This window comes from Acidimicrobiia bacterium (assembly GCA_035471805.1).
Classification (GTDB): domain Bacteria; phylum Actinomycetota; class Acidimicrobiia; order Spongiisociales; family JAHEDJ01; genus JAHEDJ01.
Map to the genome: position 1 here is coordinate 1 of DATIPS010000027.1, position 19,420 is coordinate 19,420.

Below are 19,420 nucleotides of genomic sequence, written 5' to 3' on the forward strand. Positions count from 1 at the left end.
CTGATCGATGAACACTGGGAGGTCCTGGTCGTCGACGATCTCAGCACCGGCCATGCCGACAACCTGCAAGAGGCCCGCCGGCGCGGACGGCTGAAGCTCCACACCATCGACGTCCGCGACGATGCCGTGATCGCGGCCGCCGAGCACTTCCGTCCCGACGTCGTATTTCATCTGGCAGCCCAGGTTTCTGTTCCACGTTCCGTCCACGATGCCCGGGCCGATGCGGAGGTGAACATTCTGGGGACCATCAATGTGCTCGAGGCGGCGGTGCGGTCCGGAGCCGAACGCGTGGTCCTGGCCGGTTCGGCCGCCACCTATGGGGGCAACGTGAAACTCCCGGCCAAAGAGTCGTACACGCGCCGGCCGGATTCACCGTACGGTGCCTCCAAGAACGCCGTCGAGAGCTACGCCCGCGTCTACTCGTTCCAGCACGGCCTCGACTTCGTGGTCCTCACTCCGGCAAACGTTTACGGACCGCGTCAGAACGCGGCCGGCGAGGGGGGAGTGGTCGCCGTGTTCTCTTCGACGATCGCCGCCGGTAGGCAGCCGACGATCTTCGGGGACGGCACGGCAACCCGGGATTTCGTCTACGTAGATGACGTCGCCGATGCGTTCTTGCGGGCGGCCTCGGGCGGCAAAGGCCGCAATCTCAATCTCAGCACCGGCGTCGAGACTTCGGTCCGCGACCTGTACGACCTGATTGCGAGAGCTGCAGGTTTCCGGAAGCAGCCGCGTTTCGCCGACCCTCGACCCGGCGACGTCCGGCGTTCGGTGCTCGACCCGTCCGCCGCCGAACGCCTCCTCGGCTGGAAAGCGTGGACTCCTCTCGAAGAGGGACTGACCCGGACGCTGGAGTGGTTTGAGAACGAGGCGCGGACCTCAGGTCGATCGTAGCGGGTCGCGGGTCGCGAGTAGCGAGTCGCGAGTCGCGAGTAGCGAGTCGCGAGTAGCTCGTGGGCCATCGCCTGTAATGGCCCGACGCCGACATCCGGCCGGACTCGCGACCAGCTACTCGCGACGAGCGACTCTCTCCACTATCTGAACAGATCCTCTTCTGGTGGCCTGACTAGATCAGCGCCGCGCCCGGGCGGTGCTTGCAGATCCAGTCCGCGCACGATGGAGACCGGGATCCCTTCGGCCTTTCCCATCACGAGATCGGCGGCTGCGGCGATCTCGTCGGCTATCCCCACCTCTGTGACTTCCATCACGCGGCCTTGCATGTCTTCGAGACCGCGGTAGTCGACGATCGATGCAACCCCCGAGATCCCGATGGCGAAATCGACTACGCCACGACGCCATGCGCGACCGAAGGTGTCGGTTATCACCACGCCGATCGATCTACCCGTCGTCTTCTCGAGCCTGTTGCGAATCTTGTGGGCAGAGCGGTCGGGGTCATCCGGGAGCAGCACGACGGTGCCGGGGGACGCGTTGGAGCGGTCCACTCCCGCATTCGCGCACACGAAGCCGTGGCGGGTTTCGGCGATCATCAGATCACCCCGCCTGCGCAGGACGGAGACGGCTTGCCGTTCGACGACCTGCCGGTACTCCGCTTCCGATTCGACTCCGGCGACCACCGCTCCCTCGGCTTTCGAGACGATCTTGTGGGTCACCACGACCACATCCCCGTCCTGCAGGGAGAGCCCGCCGGCAGCCATGGATTCGAGAATCACGGAGGCGAGGTCGTCGCCTTTCGTGATTTCGCCTATTCCTTCGACCGGTATCAGATGAACGGTCATATGAGCTCGACCAGCCATTCGCCGAACTCACGTGCCGAGGGAAGGTCGGGAAACCGGGTGTTGCGCACATGGACTCCCACTCCGAGAGCGGTGAGCTTTCCGCGTTCGCCCGCATCGGACTGGTCTATGACCAGATCGCTGATTAGGCCGTCGTACGCCGCAACCACCCCCTCGTTCCCTGCGGGCAGTCCGAGTGAGGCGAGAACTCGATCGGCCGGCCCTTTCAACGCCCGCCCACCGAAGAGCGGACTCACCGCCATCACCCGGTGGGCGGCGGCCACGAGATCTGAGATCCCCGGAACCGCCAGAATCGGCCAGATCGACAGAGGCGGATTGGACGGCCCGACGATCACTGCGTCGGCGCCGGCGATAGCTTCGGAGACGCCGGGTGCCGGAGCTGCGGAAGCCGCTCCGGTGAATCGCACGTCCCGTACCTCGTCCCCGTGACCCCTGAGGACGAAGTAGTCCTGGAAGGACAACCAGTGGCCTTCCTCGGTCAGGACCTCCGTGTGGAGCGGTTCGTCGGTGGCGGGGAGGATCCTGGCCGGGAGATCCAGGACGGCGGAGATCTCCCCGGTCACCCGACTCAGGGATGCCCCGTCTCGAAGACGAATCGTTCGATACAGGTTTGTGGCCAGGTCGCCGTCACCGATACGAAACCTGGTGTCCACCCCGAAGTCTTCCAGGTGGTTCATGACGATGTGGGAGTCGTCGGTGAGGCCCCAACCCTGCGGGCCCTCGATCCCCGCAAGGGTGTACGTGACGGTGTCGATGTCGGGTGAGACACGCAGGCCGTAGAGTTCGTCGTCGTCGCCGACGTTCACGACGACGGTGAGCTCCACGCCGTCCAGGGCGGCGAGACCCCTGGCGAGGCGTGCTCCGCCGACTCCGCCGGATAGCATTACCAGTCTCATTCCGCTCCTCTCGAGCCGTCCGACATTGCGGCCGGCGCCCGTCCGTTCCAGAATGGCCTTGATGTCCGTTCCTACGCGTCCAATCGTCCAGGACGCATCTACCGTACAAGCGAATATTGTCGCGGCGATCTCTGCCACCGGCGGAGATCATCTTGCCGCCGTCCTCGACGCGATCTCCCGGCAAGTCTACGAACCGCAGAGTGTCGTTGTGGTGGGTGGCGGGGAAGAGGCGCGTTCGGGTGCAGCCGAGCGCGGTGTCCGCTGGGAAGCGACGCCCCGGTCCTTTCTGGATGGGCTCGATCGGGCCGTAACGCACGTCTGGTTGTTGCACGATGATGCGCGCCCGCGGCCGGATGCGCTCAAAGCGCTGGCTACAGAGTCGATAAGGGTCGATGCCTCGGTGGCCGGTTCCAAGCTCCTCAACGCCGATCATCCGGAAGTGCTGGAATCGGTCGGGGGAGCGACCGACGTCTTCTGCATGCCGTATACGGGCCTCGATGAGGGCGAGGTCGATCAGGAACAGTACGACGTGGTCCGCGATGTGGCATTCATACCCGGTGCCTCGCTTCTCGTCAGGCGTGATCTCCTCCGTGGCCTGGGTGGACAGGACGCCTCGCTGCCTCCGCTCGAGGCCGGCATCGATTTCTCTCAGCGGGCCAGAGCAGCCGGCGGACGGGTCGTCGTTGTGCCGTCTTCCGAGGTTCTGCACGAGCCGACCTGCGGCGAGAGCGTCCCTCGATGGAGGAGTCGGGCCGGTCGAATTCGATCCGCTCTCAAGGTCTATTCGGTTCTGACACTGATCTGGCTGATCCCGGTGGGTGCCTTTATCGAACTCCTCGACGGCGTCGTCCGTCTCGCCATCGGACCGCGCACATCGATCGTCGACGTCTTTCGTTCGTGGGCGTGGAATCTCTCGAAGCTGGGATCGACAGTTGCCGCCAGGCGGGAGATGAGGCGATCACGCCAGGTCGGAGATGCCGAGCTGTTCCGGTATCAGGTTCGGGGTTCGTCCTTCCTGCGGCGTCTTGGTGACGATCTCACCGAGACCGTACGCGGACAAACCGTGACAGACGGTTCTTCGGCTATTGCGGACCTGGTGCAGCGCGGCAGGCAGGTATGGCAGCAGCCGGGGGTGGTCATCGGTCTGATCGGGTTCGTGCTCGTCGCCGCGGCGAGCAGGAGCATCATCATCGGCCGGCTGCCCGCGACCGGTTATGCCCTGCATTTGCCCGATGGTGTCTTGGAGACGCTGAAGGCGTACGCGGGGGGATGGAATCCCGCCGACCTGGGGAATCCACGGCCTCTGCATCCTTCCGTCGGCGGATCGGCGCTGGTTCAACTCGTTTTGCTCGGGCGAGCCGGTCTGGCCGAGATGGCTCTCACGGTCGGCGGAGCCGCCCTCGCCTTCGTGGGCACCTCCCGGTTGATGCGCTTGCTGGGAGTCGGGACTGGGGGGCGTTTCGTCGCGGCACTGGTTGCCATCGGCGGGCCGGCGACGCTGGCCATGACGGAGGCGGGCTTGTGGCCCGGGATACCCGCCCTGGCGGCACTCCCATTTGCGATCGGCACCTTTCTGCTTCCCTGGCCCGAGACCCGGCTCAGGCGAGTGCGGCGGTTTGCCGGAGACGTTGTGCCGGTGGCGGTGGTGGCCGTTTTCGCTCCGCTGGCGGTGATCGTGCCGCTTCTCGCCACGGTGCTTTGGATGATCGTCGGCTTCGGCCGCCGTTGGAGTTCGCTGGCCCGGGCCGGTTTGGCCACCGTTGTAGCTCTGCCCGTGCTGGCACCCTGGATCATCTTCATCGATTTCGAGTACCTGTTGGAGACGGGTCGGCCGTTTTTCTGGGAGCCGCCGATCTGGACTGCCGTCGCCTTCGCTGTGGCTGCTGTTGTGTCTGTTCTCGCCGGATCATCCAAGACCGCCGCCATCGCCTCCTGGGGTGCCCTGCTGGCCGGTGTCGGAGCGGCGGCCGCCCGCACCTCCGAGTTGGGAGGAGGCGTAGAACCCGCGCTGGCCGGCCTGGCGACGGCGGCCGTAGGATTGGCGATCGTGGCCGGATCCGCAGTCGACTCGCTCCACCAACTCGACTCCCATCGGGCCTGGAGGAGACTCGGTGCCGTGCCTGCGCTGTTAGGCGGCATCGCCCTGACCGGGACTTCCCTTTTCGTCATGGCCGACGGCGCGCTGGGATTCGGGCCTGATCGGCTCGCACAATCATTTGAGTTCACATCGGCCCGACAGGCGGAGCACGGTCCCGATCGTGTTCTGTTCATCGGCGGCGGATTGCCGGGCGACGCGCGGACGGCGGGGGATGTCTCCTACCGGCTGTTTCAGGCTCCGGAACCGACCATGCTCGAAGCGAGGGTTCATCCGGTCTTGGAGGGCGACGTCGCCTTGAGAGAAGTGCTGATCGGGATGAGTGACGAGGAATCACTCCGACCGGGTGAGCTGCTGGCACCATTTGGGATCCGCTGGATCGTCTTCAGCGAACCGTCACCGCTCGAGCAGGCTTTCGCCTCGAAGCTGGACGTCAAGCCGCTTCCTCTCACGGGATTCGAGGCCGTGTATGAGAACATCGTGCCGAGCCCCGTCGCGGCTGAGATCGAGGGAGATCCGTGGGTGAGAACCGGAAACGCTTATACCGGACCTCCGTCCGCAGGCCGGGTCCGAATCGCCTCCAACGCCGACGCGGGATGGCAACCCGACCCGGCCGCCTCCGATTGGGCGGTCACCGTGGCCGCCTCCGAAGGTAGCGCCGCATTCTCCCCAGACTCTGAGAAGGCACTGTACGCATGGTTCGCCGGAGGTCTGCTGGTCTTGCTCTCCGCGGTGGCCGTGCTCGGCAGGAAGACGGGAAGATGAAGCGACTGCTCATGCTCTTGCTGGCCGGTGGATTGTTCACGATCGTGTTCTTCATGCCGAAACCGGTAGTTGACGAGACTCCGACCGTCGCGACGACGATCCCGGATGTCGAACCATCGATTCAGGCCTTTGCCCTGTGCCCTTGGGCATCGACCGAAGGGGCTCTCGAAGGCCAGCTGGGAATCATGGCTCCCGACGATGCGGCCGCGACCCTCACGTTCCCGTCTTCGGGAGAGGTGCGCGATACACGCCGGCTCGACCTCGAAGGTCTGGCCGGAGTCACCTTCGATCTCGGATCGATGCCGTTCGAGGGTCAGATGCCTCTCATCGTTGAGTTCACCGCCGACGCTTCGGTAGGGGTGCTCGCCTACGACGACGTCTCATTGTTGGGAGCCGGATGCCCTTCGTCGGTGCCGAAGATCTGGCTGCTCCCCGGAGGCTCGACCCGGCCGGGTGAAATACTGGAACTGCAGCTCTTCAACCCGTTCCCTGAGGACGCACGGGTCACCGTGGTGATGACGAACGAGAACGACTTCGAGCCGGAGCCGTCTCTCGAAGCCGTCACCGTGAATGCCCTCAGCTGGCGAACGATCGACATCTCCGCCCTGCTTCCCTTGCGCGAGTCACTGTCGGCGACGGTCGAGGTCGAGAAGGGCGTCGTGATCCCCGCCTTCCTCCAGACCGGCCCCGAGGACTCAGCCCTGTGGGCCGGCGTAGAACGGTCGGAAGGGTGGGAGTTCCCGCTCGTGACGACGGGCGGGCTGGAAGCAACTCTCGTGCTGTCAAACCCGAACTCTCTGGACGTTGGTTTTGCTGTTGATCGATTCGGCACACGGAGCTCGGAAACCGATCTCATCGAAGGCGTGATCGAAGCCGGGAAACATGTTCGGATCCGGCTATCCGAGCTGCTCACCGAACCATCCGGACTCCAGGTACGGGCCGAAGGCCTGATCGGGGCCGTCATGGTGGGCGAGAGCGAACAGGCTCGTGCCGTCACAGCAGGGGCCCCCACCCTGTCGGCCTCATGGCTCATACCCGGACTCGGGGCGCTCGCAGACGCCGAGCATGAACTCTGGATCCTCAACACGTCGGCGGAACAGGTGACGGTGACCTACGCTGCTCTGAATCCCAACGGAACAGACCGTTCCGGGAAGGTGGCGGTGGCGGCGGGGTCGGTCCGCCGGGTCAACCTGGGAATCACAGACGTCGCCGGCATCTTCGTGCAGGCAACCGATCCGATCTCGGTGGGCGCAAGCATGCGACGTGGGAACGCGGTCGCCTACCTGTCGCCGGTCCCTCTCCCGGAGGGATAAGAGGACGCGGTTCGCGATTCGGGCAGCCGTTTATTGGTCGTCAATCCACGGTGCGCTCGGTCGGCTACCGGCTGCCCGCCACCGGCCGTTTGCCCCGTATTCGTGATCATCGAATCCGGTGATGATGGTATGGGTGGATGCTTCGAAGCCGCAGGCCGTAGGCCAGAACCGAGCAACTCGCGACCGGCGACGGTCAACTCCAAATGACAAAATCGTCTTACGCGCGATCGGGCGCGTAAGACGAAATCCTTGGTGTCCGTGGGCTCAGCGCCTAACTTGACCCCCATGATTGGATCGTGTGCTCGATGTGGAACCGCCGCAGCTTCGATAATGTCCTACAACTACGGCGAACGTGCCATATGGCTGGACGACATCCGCGAGGGTGTGCCGCCCGGTGCCGGCTATCTCATGTGCGGTCAGCACTCAGATCGGATGACTCCGCCGCTCGGTTGGACGCTGACCGACCGTCGCACTGCCGCTCGGCTGTTTGCTCCGCTAGAGGTCGCCTGACGAGTTGTGGCTCTCGACCGAGACTTCATCGACGCGGTCCGGGATCTAGACCAGCATGAGCTTCGCCGCCTGCTGATCCTGGCGACCGCCCATCTGGAGCGTAAGGGGGCATTGCCGCCGGGTGCGAGGCAAGATGTGAAACTCCGCCAGCAGCATGTTCGCTGTGGCAAGCCGAACTGCGGTCGCTGCCCGCACGGTCCCTACTGGTACGCCTACTGGCGTGAAGACGGCCGCCGCAAGAGCAGGTATGTCGGCAAGTTGCTCGAGGAAGAGTGAGATTCGCCCGACGGGCGACTATCGTTGTCGCCGGTCAGGCTCAAGGAAGGGACACACCAGCATGCGTTGCCCGAGCTGCGGTGTCGAAGAAGTGATCGAGATCCACCAGAAGCTTCCGGATGGAACGGAGGTCGACTTCTTCTCGTGCCACAAATGTGATGAGAAGTGGTGGGATCGCGCCGGCAAGTCGATCGAACTGCGCGACGTTCTCGAGCTGGTTCGCAAACCGCGTTCCTGACCGGACCCGGTAGCCTCCCGGCATGACTTCATCGGGTCGCTCACCCTCAACCGTTTCTGATCCCACACCCACCTGGGTTCCCCTGGTCGGGATCGGCATCGTCAGTCTGGTGATTCTGGGAGTCATGCGCCCCGATCTGATCTTCTCCGCCAACACACCGGCGGGTGGCGACATGGGCGCGCATGTGCTGGGCCCGGCATTCCTCCGCGACGAACTGCTTCCGTCCGGGCGCATACTCGGATGGAGCAACAGCTGGTTCGCCGGGTTCCCGATCTTCTACTTCTACTTCCCGCTTCCGTCGCTGGTGATCGTGTTCCTCGACCTCGCCCTGCCTTACGGAGTGGCTTTCAAGCTGGTGACTGTGGCCGGTTTGCTGGCAACGCCTCCCGCCGCTTACTTCCTGGCGCGGTCGATGGGTATCAGCCGGGCGATCTCCACGGTCGCCGGGGCGGCCGGGGGGAGCTTCGTGTTCATCGAGAGCTTCACGATCTACGGGGCGAACATCGCCTCGACCCTGGCAGGGGAGTTCTCGTTCTCGTGGTCGTTTGCCTTTTCGCTCGTCTACCTGGGGCTCTTGATCCGCGGGTTGCGGGACTCCCCGTCGCTTCTCCCCGTCGCTGCTCTCGTGCTGGGCCTCACAGCTCTCACCCACGTCATCTCGACGATCGTGATCGTGGTGGCGACTCTGCCGATGCTGGCTTGGCGACGGGCTGCAGGGCGGATCGTCTTCACCTGGATTGCCGGTTTCGCGGTTGCCGGTTTCTGGGCGCTTCCGCTCTTGACCAGATTCGGGATGACCGCCGACATGGCATGGTCTCCTCTCAAGGATTGGGACGAGCTGTTTCCGGTCGAGATTTGGCCGATCATTCCGCTGGCGGTGGCCGGGATGGTGTGGGCGGTCCGGCGGACGGCCAGAGCCGTGCCCGTCGTCGGCCTGACCCTGATCCCGTTCATCTATTTCTGGCTTCCGGTTGCGTTCGCCGACGAGCCGTGGAAGCTCTGGAACGGAAGGCTGCTTCCCTACTGGTTCTTCGGGCTCTCGCTCTTCGCCGGAGTCGCGGTCGGCTCGCTGCTGACGGCCGCGGCCAGGCGGATGCCCCGGAACATCTCGCTCTGGCAGCCGATCGCCGGTGTGGTCGTTATCGCCCTGCTCGTCGCAGCGGGAGCCGGCCTCGGTAGACCGGGGGACGGTAACGTTGCTCTCATCGTGGCGGGAGCTGCCGCACTGGCGGCATTAGCCGCAATGGCGTTTGCCGTCGAGGCGAGGACCGCCGTAGTCCTCGTGCTGGCCGGTTCTGTCGGTTTCGTTGCTGCCGGCGGTCTCGGAATCGCCTTCCTGTCCGGGTGGGCGACCTGGAACTATTCCGGCTACGAGGGGAAGGGTCCCTGGCCCGAATACCAGGCGCTGATGGAGACGATCGACGAACTGCCGGATGGGCGGATTCAATGGGAGGTCGATTCCGACTACCTGGACCAGTACGGCACCTCGATGTCCTTGATGTTGTTCCCGTACTGGTCCGAAGGGCATCCTTCGATGGAAGGCCTGTTCTTCGAGTCGTCCTTGACGACCCCCTTCCACTTCCTCAACGCAGCCGAAATGAGCCGCAAGCCCTCGAACCCGATACCCGGGCTGAAGTACCACACCTTCGACTTCGCCCGTGGTGTCGAGCACCTGGAGACGTTCGGAGTCCGCTACTACGTCGCGTTCAGCGAGGAGGCGCTTGCCGCCGCGGCCGAGCAGCCCGACGTCTTCGAAGAGGTCGCATCGAGCGGTCCGTTCCGCGTCTTCGAGCTGCCCCGCTACGAACTCGTTGACGTCGCGACCCATCAACCTGCCGTTTACGAGGACGGCCGGGGGGCCAGTTTGTTCTCGCTCGTGTTGGGTGTGCCCCAGTCGATTCTCACAGGCGAGGAACGCGCTGCTCCTTTCAGTGATCTCGCTTTCGAATGGTACGAAGAGATCGACTTGCTTGACCGATGGGTTGCCGCTGATGGTCCACCGGATTGGCCCCGGATAGAAAGCCTCGATGAGCTTCCCCTCGTGCCGCTGGGTGAGCACGATCCGGTTCGCGACACCGAGATCACCAACCACAGCCTCTCCTTCACGACATCGGCCGTCGGCGTGCCCCATCTCGTCAAGGTTTCGTACTTCCCGAACTGGAAGGCGGAGGGTGCCGACGGGCCCTACCGGGCGACGCCCTCGCTGATGGTGGTCGTACCGACGGATGAGCACGTCGAGCTGCGTTTCGAACGCACCTGGGCAGAGTGGTTCGGGATTGTCCTCACCGTCGTCGGCCTTGCGATCACGCTTCCGTTTGTGTGGCAACAGATCAGGCGAACGTGAAGAACTACCTCAAGACCTTCATGAACCGAGAGTCGCTCAGGCAGTTCCTCCGGCTCGGAATGGTTGGCGGCATGAATACGGTCGTCGACTTCGGCATCTTCAACGTCCTGTTGCTCCTCCTGCCGGATGAGCGATGGGAGCCATCGGTCGCGGTGACGATCTCATACATCGCCGCCACGGCATTCTCGTATGTGCTGAACCGGCGCTGGACCTTCGAACTCGACGGCACCTGGGGCTCTTCCCGGGAGACCGGGGCCTTCTACGTCGTCAACACGATCGCCCTGGCTGCGACGCTTGCGATCGTCGAGGGGGCACAGGTGCTGTGGGGGCCGTTGACCGTGCTGCAGCTCAACATCGCCAAGTTCGCAGCGGTGATCCTCATCCTCTTCCCGAAATACGCCGGCTACCGGGATCTGGTGTTCCGGCGTTCGATCGAGAAGGATCTACGCAACTGAAGCAGGCCCTTCAAGGTTCGCGGTACCCGCTTCAGGAAGGATGAGCGTGCTTCCCGCAGTTCCTCGACGACGACGGGGACTTCGGCAATCGGGTACCCGGCCATTTCTGCCCGCAGCACCAGTTCGGTGTCGAAGAGGTCCTGAGTCCGGGTCGTGGTAGGTACGAGCTCACGGATGACCTCACCTCGGAAGCCTTTGATTCCATGAGTATCCGATACCCGCGAACCGAAGAGCGTCCTCAGCAGAGTGTTGAAGGTGAGCGTCCCGACCCGGCGAAACGCCGATCGGCGATCCTCTGATCCGGGTGCTCGTTTGGAGGCGATGACCACGTCGGCCGTCTCCTCGTCGAGCAGATTGCGGATGAAAGGAACCGAGAAGTAGTCGATATCGAAGTTCACGACCCAGTCAGCATCCGAGACTTCCAGAAACCCGGAGCGCATCGCCGCCCCGTAGTCGGCCCGGTCGAGAGCAAGCACAGAGACCGAGGGAGCGTCGAGGCCCCGAGCGATCATCAGAGTGTCGTCCGTCGATCCGTTCTCCACGAGACACACTCTCACGTCGGCCTCGAGCGTTGCGAGTTCCGGGCTCAGGCGGTTCCACGCGTCGACGAGGAAGCCCGCCTCGTTGTGGATTGGAATGACTATCGCGATGCTGGTCATGGGCGAAGGAAGTGTAGGGCAGAAACTGCAGGCGCATTCACGCCTTACAATCCGGGCTGAGCAGGAGATGTATTCATGAGCGATTTCGGCAGGATCTTCAAGGCCTACGACATTCGGGGACGGACGGATATCGGAGAGCTCGACGCCGGGGGAGCGCGCGGTATCGGCGCAGCCTTCGCCGCCTTCGTCGGGGCCGATCGGATCGCGGTCGGGCGTGACTGCCGCGCATCGTCACCGTCCATTGCCGGCGCCTTCATCGAAGGCATCACCGGGCAGGGCGTCGACGTCCTAGACCTCGGCGAGGTTGCCACCGACACCGTCTACTACGTTGCCGGCGCCGAGAACGTTCCGGGAGCCATGATCACTGCTTCGCACAATCCTCCCGAATACAACGGCATAAAACTGTGCCGCGCAGGCGCCGCACCGATCGGGCACGACACCGGTCTGCAGGAGATCCGGGCCATGGCGGAGCAAGGCGTCTCTGCCGCCGCCGCAACGGGGTCCGTGGAGGCTTTCGACGCAAACTCGGGATACGTCGAGCACCTGTTCTCGATCGTGAATGGGCCTGCCATCAGTAACTTGCTGGTGGCGGTCGATGGCGGCAACGGCATGGCCGGGGTCGTCTTGCCGGAGGTCTTCTCCCGCATCGGGGCGCAGTTGATCCCGCTCTATCTCGAACCTGACGGTACCTTTCCCAACCATCCGGCGGATCCGCTCAACCCGGACAACCTCGTCGATCTGATCGCGCTCATGGGCGAAGAGGGAGCGGACCTCGGCGTGGCTTTCGACGGCGACGCCGACAGGGCGTTCTTCATCGACGATCAACTAATACCTCTGTCCGGCAGCACCACGACGGCGTTGATCGCCAGATGGTTCCTCGGTCGTGAGCCGGGAGCGGCGATCGTTCACAACCTGATCACCAGCCGCGCCGTGCCGGAGATAGTCTCCGCGGCAGGCGGCAGGCCGATCCGCACGAGGGTCGGTCACTCATACATCAAACAGGTGATGGCCGAAACCGGTGCCGTGTTCGGCGGGGAGCACAGCGGCCACTACTACTTCCGGGACAACTACCGGGCCGATTCGGGAATGCTCGCCATGCTCGTTCTCTTGCAGGTTGTCTCCGAGTCGGGCCGGCCCCTCTCGCAGTTGCGCCTCGAGGTCGAGCCGTACTCCGCCTCCGGTGAGATCAACCTCGCCGTCGACGATCAACCTGTTGCGATGGCAGCCGTCGAGAACCATTTCGCGGCAGCCGAACTCGACACGACGGACGGACTGACCGTTTCCTGGCCGGACCGGTGGTTCAACCTGCGTCCCTCGAACACCGAGCCGGTCCTGCGGCTGAACGTGGAGGGTCCCGATGACGTGGCGGTCGACGAGCTGGTCGGTCGGGTTCGCGCCGTTATCGGCGGAGCCGGCGGCGGGCCCGGACTGATCGCGCCGGAACTCAAAGCGATCCTCGTGTGTCCGAAGTGCCACGGCGATCTGCGCGAGGACATCGAGAACTCGAAACTGGAGTGCACGCAATGCGGGCTCAGGTACCCGGTCGCCGACGGGATACCGGTCATGCTCATCGATGAGGCAGAATCTCCGAGTTGAAATCGGCCATCACCGACACAGCCGGTCTCAAATCGGGCCGCACAAGCGTCGCAGAAACCAGAGGCTTTCAATAGTGAGGAAAGAGAACATGGACTATGACATCGCAGACCCCTCCCTGGCTGAGGCCGGAGCCAGGCGTATCGCCTGGGCGGGGCGCAGAATGCCGGTGCTCGAGACCATCCGGGAACGTTTTCGCTCCGAGCGTCCGCTGGAGGGCCGGACGGTTGCCGCCTGCCTTCACGTGACGGCGGAAACGGCCAACCTGATGCTGGCGCTCCGCGACGGCGGTGCCCGTGTACTGCTCTGCGCGAGCAACCCACTCTCCACCCAGGACGATGTGGCGGCCGCGCTGGTGGAGGACAACATTCCCGTATTCGCCGTGCGCGGGGAGGACTCGGACCGCTACTACCGGCACATACACGCGGTCCTGGACGCCGAACCCGATGTGACGATGGACGACGGCGCCGACCTCGCAACCATCTTGCACACCGAGCGCACCGAACTGAACCCGGTGGGATCGACCGAGGAGACCACCACGGGTGTGATCCGGCTGCGGGCGATGGCGGAGGACGGGACTCTCAGATTGCCGGTTGTGGCGGTCAACGACTCGGCGACGAAGCACCTGTTCGACAACCGCTACGGCACCGGGCAGTCGGCGATCGACGGAATCCTCCGGGCCAGCAATGTGCTCATCGCAGGGTCGACGGTCGTGGTCGTCGGGTACGGCGACTGCGGTCGCGGTGTCGCCGACCGGGCCGATGGGTTCGGCGCGAAGGTTGTCGTCGTGGAGGTCGACCCGATCCGGGCCCTCGAGGCTGCGATGGACGGGTACCGGGTTCTCAACGCAGACGACGCGGCGGAGATCGGTGATGTGTTCGTTACGGTAACCGGGAACATGCACGTGCTGCGCGGTCGCCATTTCGAGCGGATGAAGGACGGCGCGATCCTTTCCAACGCCGGGCACTTCGACATCGAACTCGATCTCGAGGGCCTGATCGGGATGGCGGTGTCGAGGAGGCCTCTCAGGGAGAACCTCGAAGAGTTCGAACTCGCAGACGGGCGGCGGCTCTGCGTTGCCGCGGAGGGCCGTCTGGTGAATCTGGGAGCAGCCGAAGGCCACCCGGCAGACGTCATGGACATGTCGTTCGCCAATCAGGCGATGGCTGCCGAATGGCTGATTGCGAACGCCGGTTCTCTCGAACCGGGAATCTATACCCTGCCAGAGGAACTCGACGGCCGGGTCGCCGCCATCAAACTGGCAACTATGGGATGCGGGCTCGAAGTGCTGACCGACGAACAGAAGCGATACCTGGCCTCCTGGCAAGTCGGCACATGATCATTCAGCCGTAGGCGATCGCCCTACGGCCCGCGGCGGTTTGCCTGCCGCTCGTCATCTTCGCAGCCGTGAGCCGTGCCTTCTGTCCCAAGCGTCCTGTACGTTGCGCGCATGATCTGCCTGGGATGCCGGAGTTGGAGCAAAGACGCCGTGTGCGAGAGTTGCACCCGCCGCTCGGCCCGAGGCGGCACGCAGCGTCTTCCCTGTGGCCTGCTGGTTCGTTCGGCTTTCGTTCACGACGGTGCACCACGCGACCTCGTTCACAGGCTCAAGTTCGAGGGCCTGATTCCCGCGGCGCGCTGGCTCGCCCAGCACATGGCGCCGCTGCTCGACGGTCTTCCGGGTGTGCTGGTCCCGGTGCCGAGGACGCCGGTTCGGCGGCTCCGCTTCGGAGTCGACGCAGCCCTCGCCCTTGCAGAGGCGTTGGGCAGTGCAACCGGCCGGCCGGTCCGGAAGTGGTTGCGTGCGCCGGTTTGGGCACCCGGCCACACGGCCAGGAAGTCCACTCGCAGACGGTCGCCGTTCTTCTTCAGCAGGGCGGCAATCGGGCCGATACTTCTGATTGACGACGTGATCACCACGGGGTCGACTCTGCAGGCGGCAGCGACGCAGTTGAACGGACTGGCCGTGGGTGCGGCAACCGCCACCCGCACCGTAAAAGTGACTAGTCTCTTGGGTGAGGAGATTTCCGGGCCGTTGTATCAGTCGGAACTCCCAGATCGGAGGTAGAGCGTGGAAGTTCGAGTCCGCGGTAGAAATACCACTGTGGACGAGCGACTTCGTGAGATGGCCGAGAGCAAGGTCGCTCACGCGGGTCGCTTTTTCGATGGTCTACTCGACGCCGACGTCGAGTTCACCGAAGCGCAGAACCCGCGGGTCGCCGAAGGGCGGTTCAAGGCGGAAATCACCAGCAGGGCGGCCGGCCAGATAATGCGGGTCGAATCCTCCGCGGAGACCGCTGAGGCTGCTCTCGACCTGGCCATCGACAAGATGGAGAAGCGACTGAGGCGCCTGAAAGAGAGGCTCATCGAGCGGTCCCGCAAGGGGCGCAGAGATGTCGAGGCCGGATTCGCGGCGTTGGACGACTCCGATGAGGGCGGCCCCGAGATCGTTCGCGTCAAGCAGTTCGTCATGAAACCCATGACGCCGGAGGAGGCAGCACTCCAGATGGACTTGCTCGGCCACAGTTTCTTCTTCTTCCAGAACGCCGAGAGCGACATGCCCAGCGTGCTCTATCGTCGGCGCGACGGTGCACTTGGATTGATCGAGCCGGCATGACACGTGTGATCATCGTCGACGACGCCCCTCTCTTCTCCGCCGGAATGTCGGCAGCCCTGGAGAACGCCGGCTTCAAGGTGGTGGGATCCGCCGAGAACGCCCTGGCCGGCGTGGAGGTTGCCAGAGAACACCAGCCGGATCTCGTGATACTCGACGTTCTGATGCCCGGGATCTCCGGTCTCGAGGTGGTCGACAAGCTCAAAGAGGCGGCACCGGCGACGAAAGTGGTTCTGCTGACTGCGAGCGAATCGGAGGAAGATCTCCTCAAGGCGATCAAGGCGGGCAGTGTCGGGTACATCACGAAGACGACCCCGCTTCCCCAGTTGGTCACGGCCATGCAGGATGTCGCAGCCGGCGGCGCCGTGGTGTCTCCGGCGATGGGTATGAAGCTCTTCGAGACGGTTGCCCAAATGCTTCGCCACCGAGATGTGATCGTCGGTCGGAAGCCGGCGCTCACGGGTCGCGAGATCGAAGTACTTCAGGCAGTGGCGCGGGGCCGGACGAGTCGGGAGATCGGAGAGATGCTCTTCATCTCTGAGAACACGGTCAAGAACCACGTGAGGAACATTCTCGACAAACTGGGACTGCACTCCCGCGGTGAGGCCGTGATGTATGCGCTGCGTGAAGACCTGATTCGTATCGACTGATGCCGAAGGAGCGTCCCCCGCAGGTCGTCGCCGTGGAGGCACTGGGCACGGCCTGGACCGTTCACAGCCTCTACCCGGACCCTGAAGCGCAGCCGGCCTTTCGGCGCGCCGTGGAGGCGCTCATCGAGGTCGTCGAATCCGACATGGCGATCGAGATCGAAGGCGCTCGCTTCTTGTTCGACGGCGCCGATATCGAGACCGAACGGGAAGGGGCCGAGCGCCTGGCGCGGCGCTGTTTCGTTCACCATGTCGAGTCGATTCGATTCGAGAGCGCTCCGACCGCCGTCGACGTCGCGAAGTTCTTCGGGTCGTTGGCGAAGGAGGAAGACGCCGTCCGTGCCGCCGGTGGGATAGGGGCCGCGCTCCGCCGCAGCGGAGTCGCCAGCATGTCGGTCGTCCAGCGCACCCAGCTGCGCACCGTCACGGAAGACACAACCGTCGATCGCAACGAGCGCGTGCAATCGGTGATCGAACACGGTGCCGATCCCAAAGAATTCGCCGCGGCACTGATAGAGAAGGCCGGTGGCGATCCAGAACTCCTGGCTGAGATGTTCCTCGATGAGTATCAGCAAACACTGGAGCTGGTCTCCGATGACGACTACCAGGGCCGGGAAGAGGTCGTCAAGGCTTTCGTCGAGGCTTTCTTTCACATTCCGGAACCGGCCAACCTGGCCGTCTTTGCGCGGTTCCTGGATCAGCGGGAATCAGATGACGAACGGGCATTCCTCGATCAGTTCGCCGGCAATGAACTGGCTCGACTCGCTCCACGGCTCGATCCGCAGGGATTGGCATTGCTGCTCGACTATGCCCGCGTTTCCACCGATCAGGCGGACGGCCGTCCGGAGGAACTCCTGGAGCTCCTCCAAACCACCGACGCCGTGCAGGCGGCGCGTGAAGTTGCGGCAGTGAGCGTTCACGAACGGCTCCGGGATCTGGCCGGCTCGGAGGTCAGCAAAGCCGCCTACCTGGAGGCGCTGCGGGCGGGGTTCCCGAATCCGCAGCATTTCTTCTACCACGCTCTCGAAGTCTTCCGCGGGTTGCTCCATGCCGAGGATCGCGATGATCGATTCCGCCGCTTGATGCGCATCTGGATTGGCAAGGTGGGAACCGCCGTGCGCCGCGGTCAGTACCGGCGAGCCGAGTTGTGGCTGCGCGCAGTGCTGGATGCCAGCACGTTCCCGGAGCGGCGGCGCCCGGAGATCGATGAGGCTCTCGCCCAGATCTCCTCCTCGGAGATCATGAGCGCCGTCGTCCAGAAGGCGGCCGAGGGCGGAGATGCGGCTCCGGCCGTTCGCTTGCTCACGGCGCTCGGAACCGGCGCGGTGAACGTGCTGGTTGATCTGCTGGCGGAAGAACAGGACGCCGCCAGGAGGCGCATGCTGGTCGACATCCTCTCGGACGTCGCTCGCAGCGATCCGGCTCCTTTGACTGCGCGGTTGAACGACTCCCGCTGGTACCTCGTTCGCAACATCGTGATCGTCCTCCGCCACACCGGTGACCGTGACGCCATCCGGTTGATGCGACCCGTTCTCTCGTATTCCGACCACCGCGTTCGCCTCGAAGCCTTGCGAGGTCTGGCAATGCTCGGGGATGAAGCCGACCCATTCTTCGAGACGGCGCTCGGTGACGATCACGCCAGCGTCCGGCAGACTGCCATCGCCTTGCTGGGCACGCACGCTACCGAGACGGCGGAGCGCTTGCTGGTCGCCGCTTTGGACCGTCGTAATCTCGACCTCTCGGAGAAGGAGCGGGTGGTGGAACTGCTCGCCGAGCGGACGGGCCCGATGGCGCGGGCCGCGCTCGAAGAACTCGCCGCGAGGCGATTCTCGTTCAGCGCGACGACGCGGGTATTGCGGCGGCGGGCTAGAGGTGCACTGAAGGGGAGCCCGGCATGAGCGAACGATTGGCACGAGCGGTGCTTGGGCAGCTGAGAGCGGCGGCCAAGCAGCTAACGCTGTACCCGCTGGATCATCCGGCGACCGGCGAGGTGCTGGGCAAACTCCAGCAGAGCGCCAACGATTTGGCGCGGGATGCGGTCGGCGAGATCGTTCTCTCGATCCTGGGCGACTCGCTCTATGAGAACCGCAGCCTGCTCGCCCATGCCTCACTCGAGTACAACAAGCTGTTGCGCGATCTGCAGAATCGGGGCATCGAGTCGATCTCCTTCGAGTTCCCCGTGTCGGAGGGCGATGTATACGACCTGGCCGCCTTCGCGTCCGGGCTCTCGGGCGATATTCCGGCGGGGGGGACGATCCGGCTGAACGAAGGCCCCTTCACCAGGGCGGAACTCGAATCCGACGAGGCCATCTCGGGCCTCCGCAGGTCGTATGCGCGTTCGCTGGACGTGTTGAGAGGGGTGGCGCTTGCGATCGACGTGGACGAGGGATTCGATCTCACGGGGGCGACCTGGGCAGTCGAGCAGTTGGTCGAGCACACCCTCGCTCAGCCGAGTGCATCTCTGCTCCTCTCGACGATGAAGAGTCACGATGAATACACGTTCTATCACTCTGTGAACGTTTGCATTCTCTCCATCGCACTGGCCCGCCTCGCCGGTCTGCCCGAAGACGAACTGAAACTGTTGGCGGTAGGAGCACTCTTGCACGACATCGGCAAGGTGCGGGTGCAGGCTTCGACTCTCCAGTATCCCGGTCGACTCAACCCGGAGCAGTGGGCAGAGATCAAGCTGCATCCGCAGGAAGGGGCGGCGGCCATTCTCGCCGCGGCAGCTCCCGGCCAGGAGGTAGCAGCGGTCGTGGCGTTCGAGCACCATGCCCGGTTCGACGGGGAGGGTTATCCGTCGCTGGTCTACGATCGCGAACGACATTTCTTCAGCCGCCTGGTCGCCACGGCAGACACCTACGATGCACTGACGACCCGCAGGTCGTATCGCCGTGCCGAAACTCCGAACCGTGCGCTGCAGGTGCTGTTGCAGGGTTCCGGCAGCTTCTACGATCCGAACATGGTCCACGCTTTCATCAAGATGGTGGGCGTGTATCCCACCGGTTCATTGCTGCGATTGGGCGGAGGGGAACTCGTGATGGTCACGCGCAACAACGAAGAGGCGGCCGACCATCCCGAGGTGGTGTTGGTCCGGACGCCGGGCGGTGAACCTCTCGAGACGCCTGAGCCGTACTCGATGATCGGGCGGGAAATCGTCGATCAGCTCACTCCGGCGGGAGCCGGCATCGATCCGGCCGCGTTGCTAGAGGTTTCGGGATTCGAGAGCGCCTGACGATGTTGGGCTGCAGGGTTCCGGTA

18 protein-coding genes are annotated in these 19,420 nt (G+C 64.2%); 15 read left to right on the top strand and 3 right to left on the bottom strand.

Annotation, left to right across the window (positions count from 1 at the left end; all coding sequences use genetic code 11):
- A partial coding sequence (locus tag VLT15_05870; protein HSR44746.1) for an NAD-dependent epimerase/dehydratase family protein occupies positions 1–894 on the top strand: 894 nt, incomplete at its 5' end.
- A gap of 140 nt (positions 895–1,034) precedes the next feature.
- Here VLT15_05870 and cofE read toward each other — a convergent pair.
- Positions 1,035–1,754, bottom strand: a complete 720-nt coding sequence (cofE, locus tag VLT15_05875) for a coenzyme F420-0:L-glutamate ligase (GenBank protein HSR44747.1) — start codon at positions 1,752–1,754, stop codon at positions 1,035–1,037.
- Positions 1,733–2,650 carry a 2-phospho-L-lactate transferase CofD family protein gene (locus VLT15_05880; GenBank protein HSR44748.1) on the bottom strand — a complete coding sequence of 306 codons (918 nt, stop codon included), beginning with the start codon at positions 2,648–2,650 and terminating at the stop codon, positions 1,733–1,735. The genes cofE and VLT15_05880 overlap by 22 nt, the downstream gene beginning before the upstream one ends.
- 61 nt (positions 2,651–2,711) lie before the next feature.
- Between VLT15_05880 and VLT15_05885 the strand changes: the two genes are divergently transcribed.
- The 7 genes from VLT15_05885 (at position 2,712) to VLT15_05915 (ending at position 10,646) form a co-directional block, all read left to right on the top strand.
- Entirely contained in the window at positions 2,712–5,510 is a 2,799-nt protein-coding gene (locus VLT15_05885; GenBank protein ID HSR44749.1) for a glycosyltransferase, read from the top strand.
- Positions 5,507–6,823 (top strand): DUF5719 family protein, encoded by a 1,317-nt coding sequence (locus VLT15_05890; GenBank protein ID HSR44750.1) that lies wholly within the window; start codon positions 5,507–5,509, stop codon positions 6,821–6,823. The genes VLT15_05885 and VLT15_05890 overlap by 4 nt, the downstream gene beginning before the upstream one ends.
- A gap of 285 nt (positions 6,824–7,108) precedes the next feature.
- Positions 7,109–7,333, top strand: coding sequence for a DUF3499 family protein (locus VLT15_05895; GenBank protein HSR44751.1), 225 nt, complete (start codon positions 7,109–7,111; stop codon positions 7,331–7,333).
- Between the two features lie 6 nt (positions 7,334–7,339).
- On the top strand, positions 7,340–7,609 hold the full coding sequence (locus tag VLT15_05900; GenBank protein ID HSR44752.1) for a hypothetical protein: 270 nt from the start codon (positions 7,340–7,342) through the stop codon (positions 7,607–7,609).
- A 61-nt stretch (positions 7,610–7,670) separates the two neighbouring features.
- Positions 7,671–7,847, top strand: coding sequence for a hypothetical protein (locus VLT15_05905; GenBank protein ID HSR44753.1), 177 nt, complete (start codon positions 7,671–7,673; stop codon positions 7,845–7,847).
- A 22-nt stretch (positions 7,848–7,869) separates the two neighbouring features.
- Positions 7,870–10,191 carry a hypothetical protein gene (locus tag VLT15_05910; GenBank protein ID HSR44754.1) on the top strand — a complete coding sequence of 774 codons (2,322 nt, stop codon included), beginning with the start codon at positions 7,870–7,872 and terminating at the stop codon, positions 10,189–10,191.
- A complete protein-coding gene (locus tag VLT15_05915) occupies positions 10,188–10,646 on the top strand; it encodes a GtrA family protein (protein ID HSR44755.1) in 459 nt (152 codons plus the stop codon). The genes VLT15_05910 and VLT15_05915 overlap by 4 nt, the downstream gene beginning before the upstream one ends.
- On the opposite strand, the gene VLT15_05920 is transcribed toward VLT15_05915, so the two are convergent.
- On the bottom strand, positions 10,595–11,305 hold the full coding sequence (locus VLT15_05920; GenBank protein ID HSR44756.1) for a glycosyltransferase family 2 protein: 711 nt from the start codon (positions 11,303–11,305) through the stop codon (positions 10,595–10,597). The two genes, VLT15_05915 and VLT15_05920, sit on opposite strands and share 52 nt — an antisense overlap.
- A 75-nt stretch (positions 11,306–11,380) precedes the next feature.
- On the opposite strand from VLT15_05920, the gene VLT15_05925 reads away from it, so the two are divergent.
- From VLT15_05925 to VLT15_05955, 7 genes are all read left to right on the top strand, one after another.
- Positions 11,381–12,901: a Trm112 family protein gene (locus VLT15_05925; GenBank protein ID HSR44757.1), complete on the top strand. Its 1,521-nt coding sequence runs from the start codon at positions 11,381–11,383 to the stop codon at positions 12,899–12,901.
- Between the two features lie 88 nt (positions 12,902–12,989).
- On the top strand, positions 12,990–14,237 hold the full coding sequence (locus VLT15_05930; GenBank protein HSR44758.1) for an adenosylhomocysteinase: 1,248 nt from the start codon (positions 12,990–12,992) through the stop codon (positions 14,235–14,237).
- A 111-nt stretch (positions 14,238–14,348) separates the two neighbouring features.
- Positions 14,349–14,966, top strand: coding sequence for a hypothetical protein (locus VLT15_05935; GenBank protein HSR44759.1), 618 nt, complete (start codon positions 14,349–14,351; stop codon positions 14,964–14,966).
- 3 nt (positions 14,967–14,969) lie between these two features.
- A complete protein-coding gene (gene raiA / locus VLT15_05940) occupies positions 14,970–15,515 on the top strand; it encodes a ribosome-associated translation inhibitor RaiA (protein HSR44760.1) in 546 nt (181 codons plus the stop codon).
- Positions 15,512–16,162: a response regulator transcription factor gene (locus VLT15_05945; protein ID HSR44761.1), complete on the top strand. Its 651-nt coding sequence runs from the start codon at positions 15,512–15,514 to the stop codon at positions 16,160–16,162. Before raiA ends, VLT15_05945 begins: the two co-directional genes overlap by 4 nt.
- Positions 16,162–18,057, top strand: coding sequence for a HEAT repeat domain-containing protein (locus VLT15_05950; protein ID HSR44762.1), 1,896 nt, complete (start codon positions 16,162–16,164; stop codon positions 18,055–18,057). Before VLT15_05945 ends, VLT15_05950 begins: the two co-directional genes overlap by 1 nt.
- Positions 18,054–19,394 carry an HD-GYP domain-containing protein gene (locus VLT15_05955; protein ID HSR44763.1) on the top strand — a complete coding sequence of 447 codons (1,341 nt, stop codon included), beginning with the start codon at positions 18,054–18,056 and terminating at the stop codon, positions 19,392–19,394. Before VLT15_05950 ends, VLT15_05955 begins: the two co-directional genes overlap by 4 nt.
- Positions 19,395–19,420 lie beyond the last annotated feature (26 nt).

Coding starts and splice junctions, on each gene's coding strand:
- cofE (HSR44747.1), bottom strand. CDS start 1,754: ATGGCTGGTCGAGCTCATATGACCGTTCATCTGATACCGGTCGAAGGA.
- VLT15_05880 (HSR44748.1), bottom strand. CDS start 2,650: ATGAGACTGGTAATGCTATCCGGCGGAGTCGGCGGAGCACGCCTCGCC.
- VLT15_05885 (HSR44749.1), top strand. CDS start 2,712: ATGTCCGTTCCTACGCGTCCAATCGTCCAGGACGCATCTACCGTACAA.
- VLT15_05890 (HSR44750.1), top strand. CDS start 5,507: ATGAAGCGACTGCTCATGCTCTTGCTGGCCGGTGGATTGTTCACGATC.
- VLT15_05895 (HSR44751.1), top strand. CDS start 7,109: ATGATTGGATCGTGTGCTCGATGTGGAACCGCCGCAGCTTCGATAATG.
- VLT15_05905 (HSR44753.1), top strand. CDS start 7,671: ATGCGTTGCCCGAGCTGCGGTGTCGAAGAAGTGATCGAGATCCACCAG.
- VLT15_05910 (HSR44754.1), top strand. CDS start 7,870: ATGACTTCATCGGGTCGCTCACCCTCAACCGTTTCTGATCCCACACCC.
- VLT15_05920 (HSR44756.1), bottom strand. CDS start 11,305: ATGACCAGCATCGCGATAGTCATTCCAATCCACAACGAGGCGGGCTTC.
- VLT15_05925 (HSR44757.1), top strand. CDS start 11,381: ATGAGCGATTTCGGCAGGATCTTCAAGGCCTACGACATTCGGGGACGG.
- VLT15_05930 (HSR44758.1), top strand. CDS start 12,990: ATGGACTATGACATCGCAGACCCCTCCCTGGCTGAGGCCGGAGCCAGG.
- VLT15_05935 (HSR44759.1), top strand. CDS start 14,349: ATGATCTGCCTGGGATGCCGGAGTTGGAGCAAAGACGCCGTGTGCGAG.
- VLT15_05945 (HSR44761.1), top strand. CDS start 15,512: ATGACACGTGTGATCATCGTCGACGACGCCCCTCTCTTCTCCGCCGGA.
- VLT15_05950 (HSR44762.1), top strand. CDS start 16,162: ATGCCGAAGGAGCGTCCCCCGCAGGTCGTCGCCGTGGAGGCACTGGGC.
- VLT15_05955 (HSR44763.1), top strand. CDS start 18,054: ATGAGCGAACGATTGGCACGAGCGGTGCTTGGGCAGCTGAGAGCGGCG.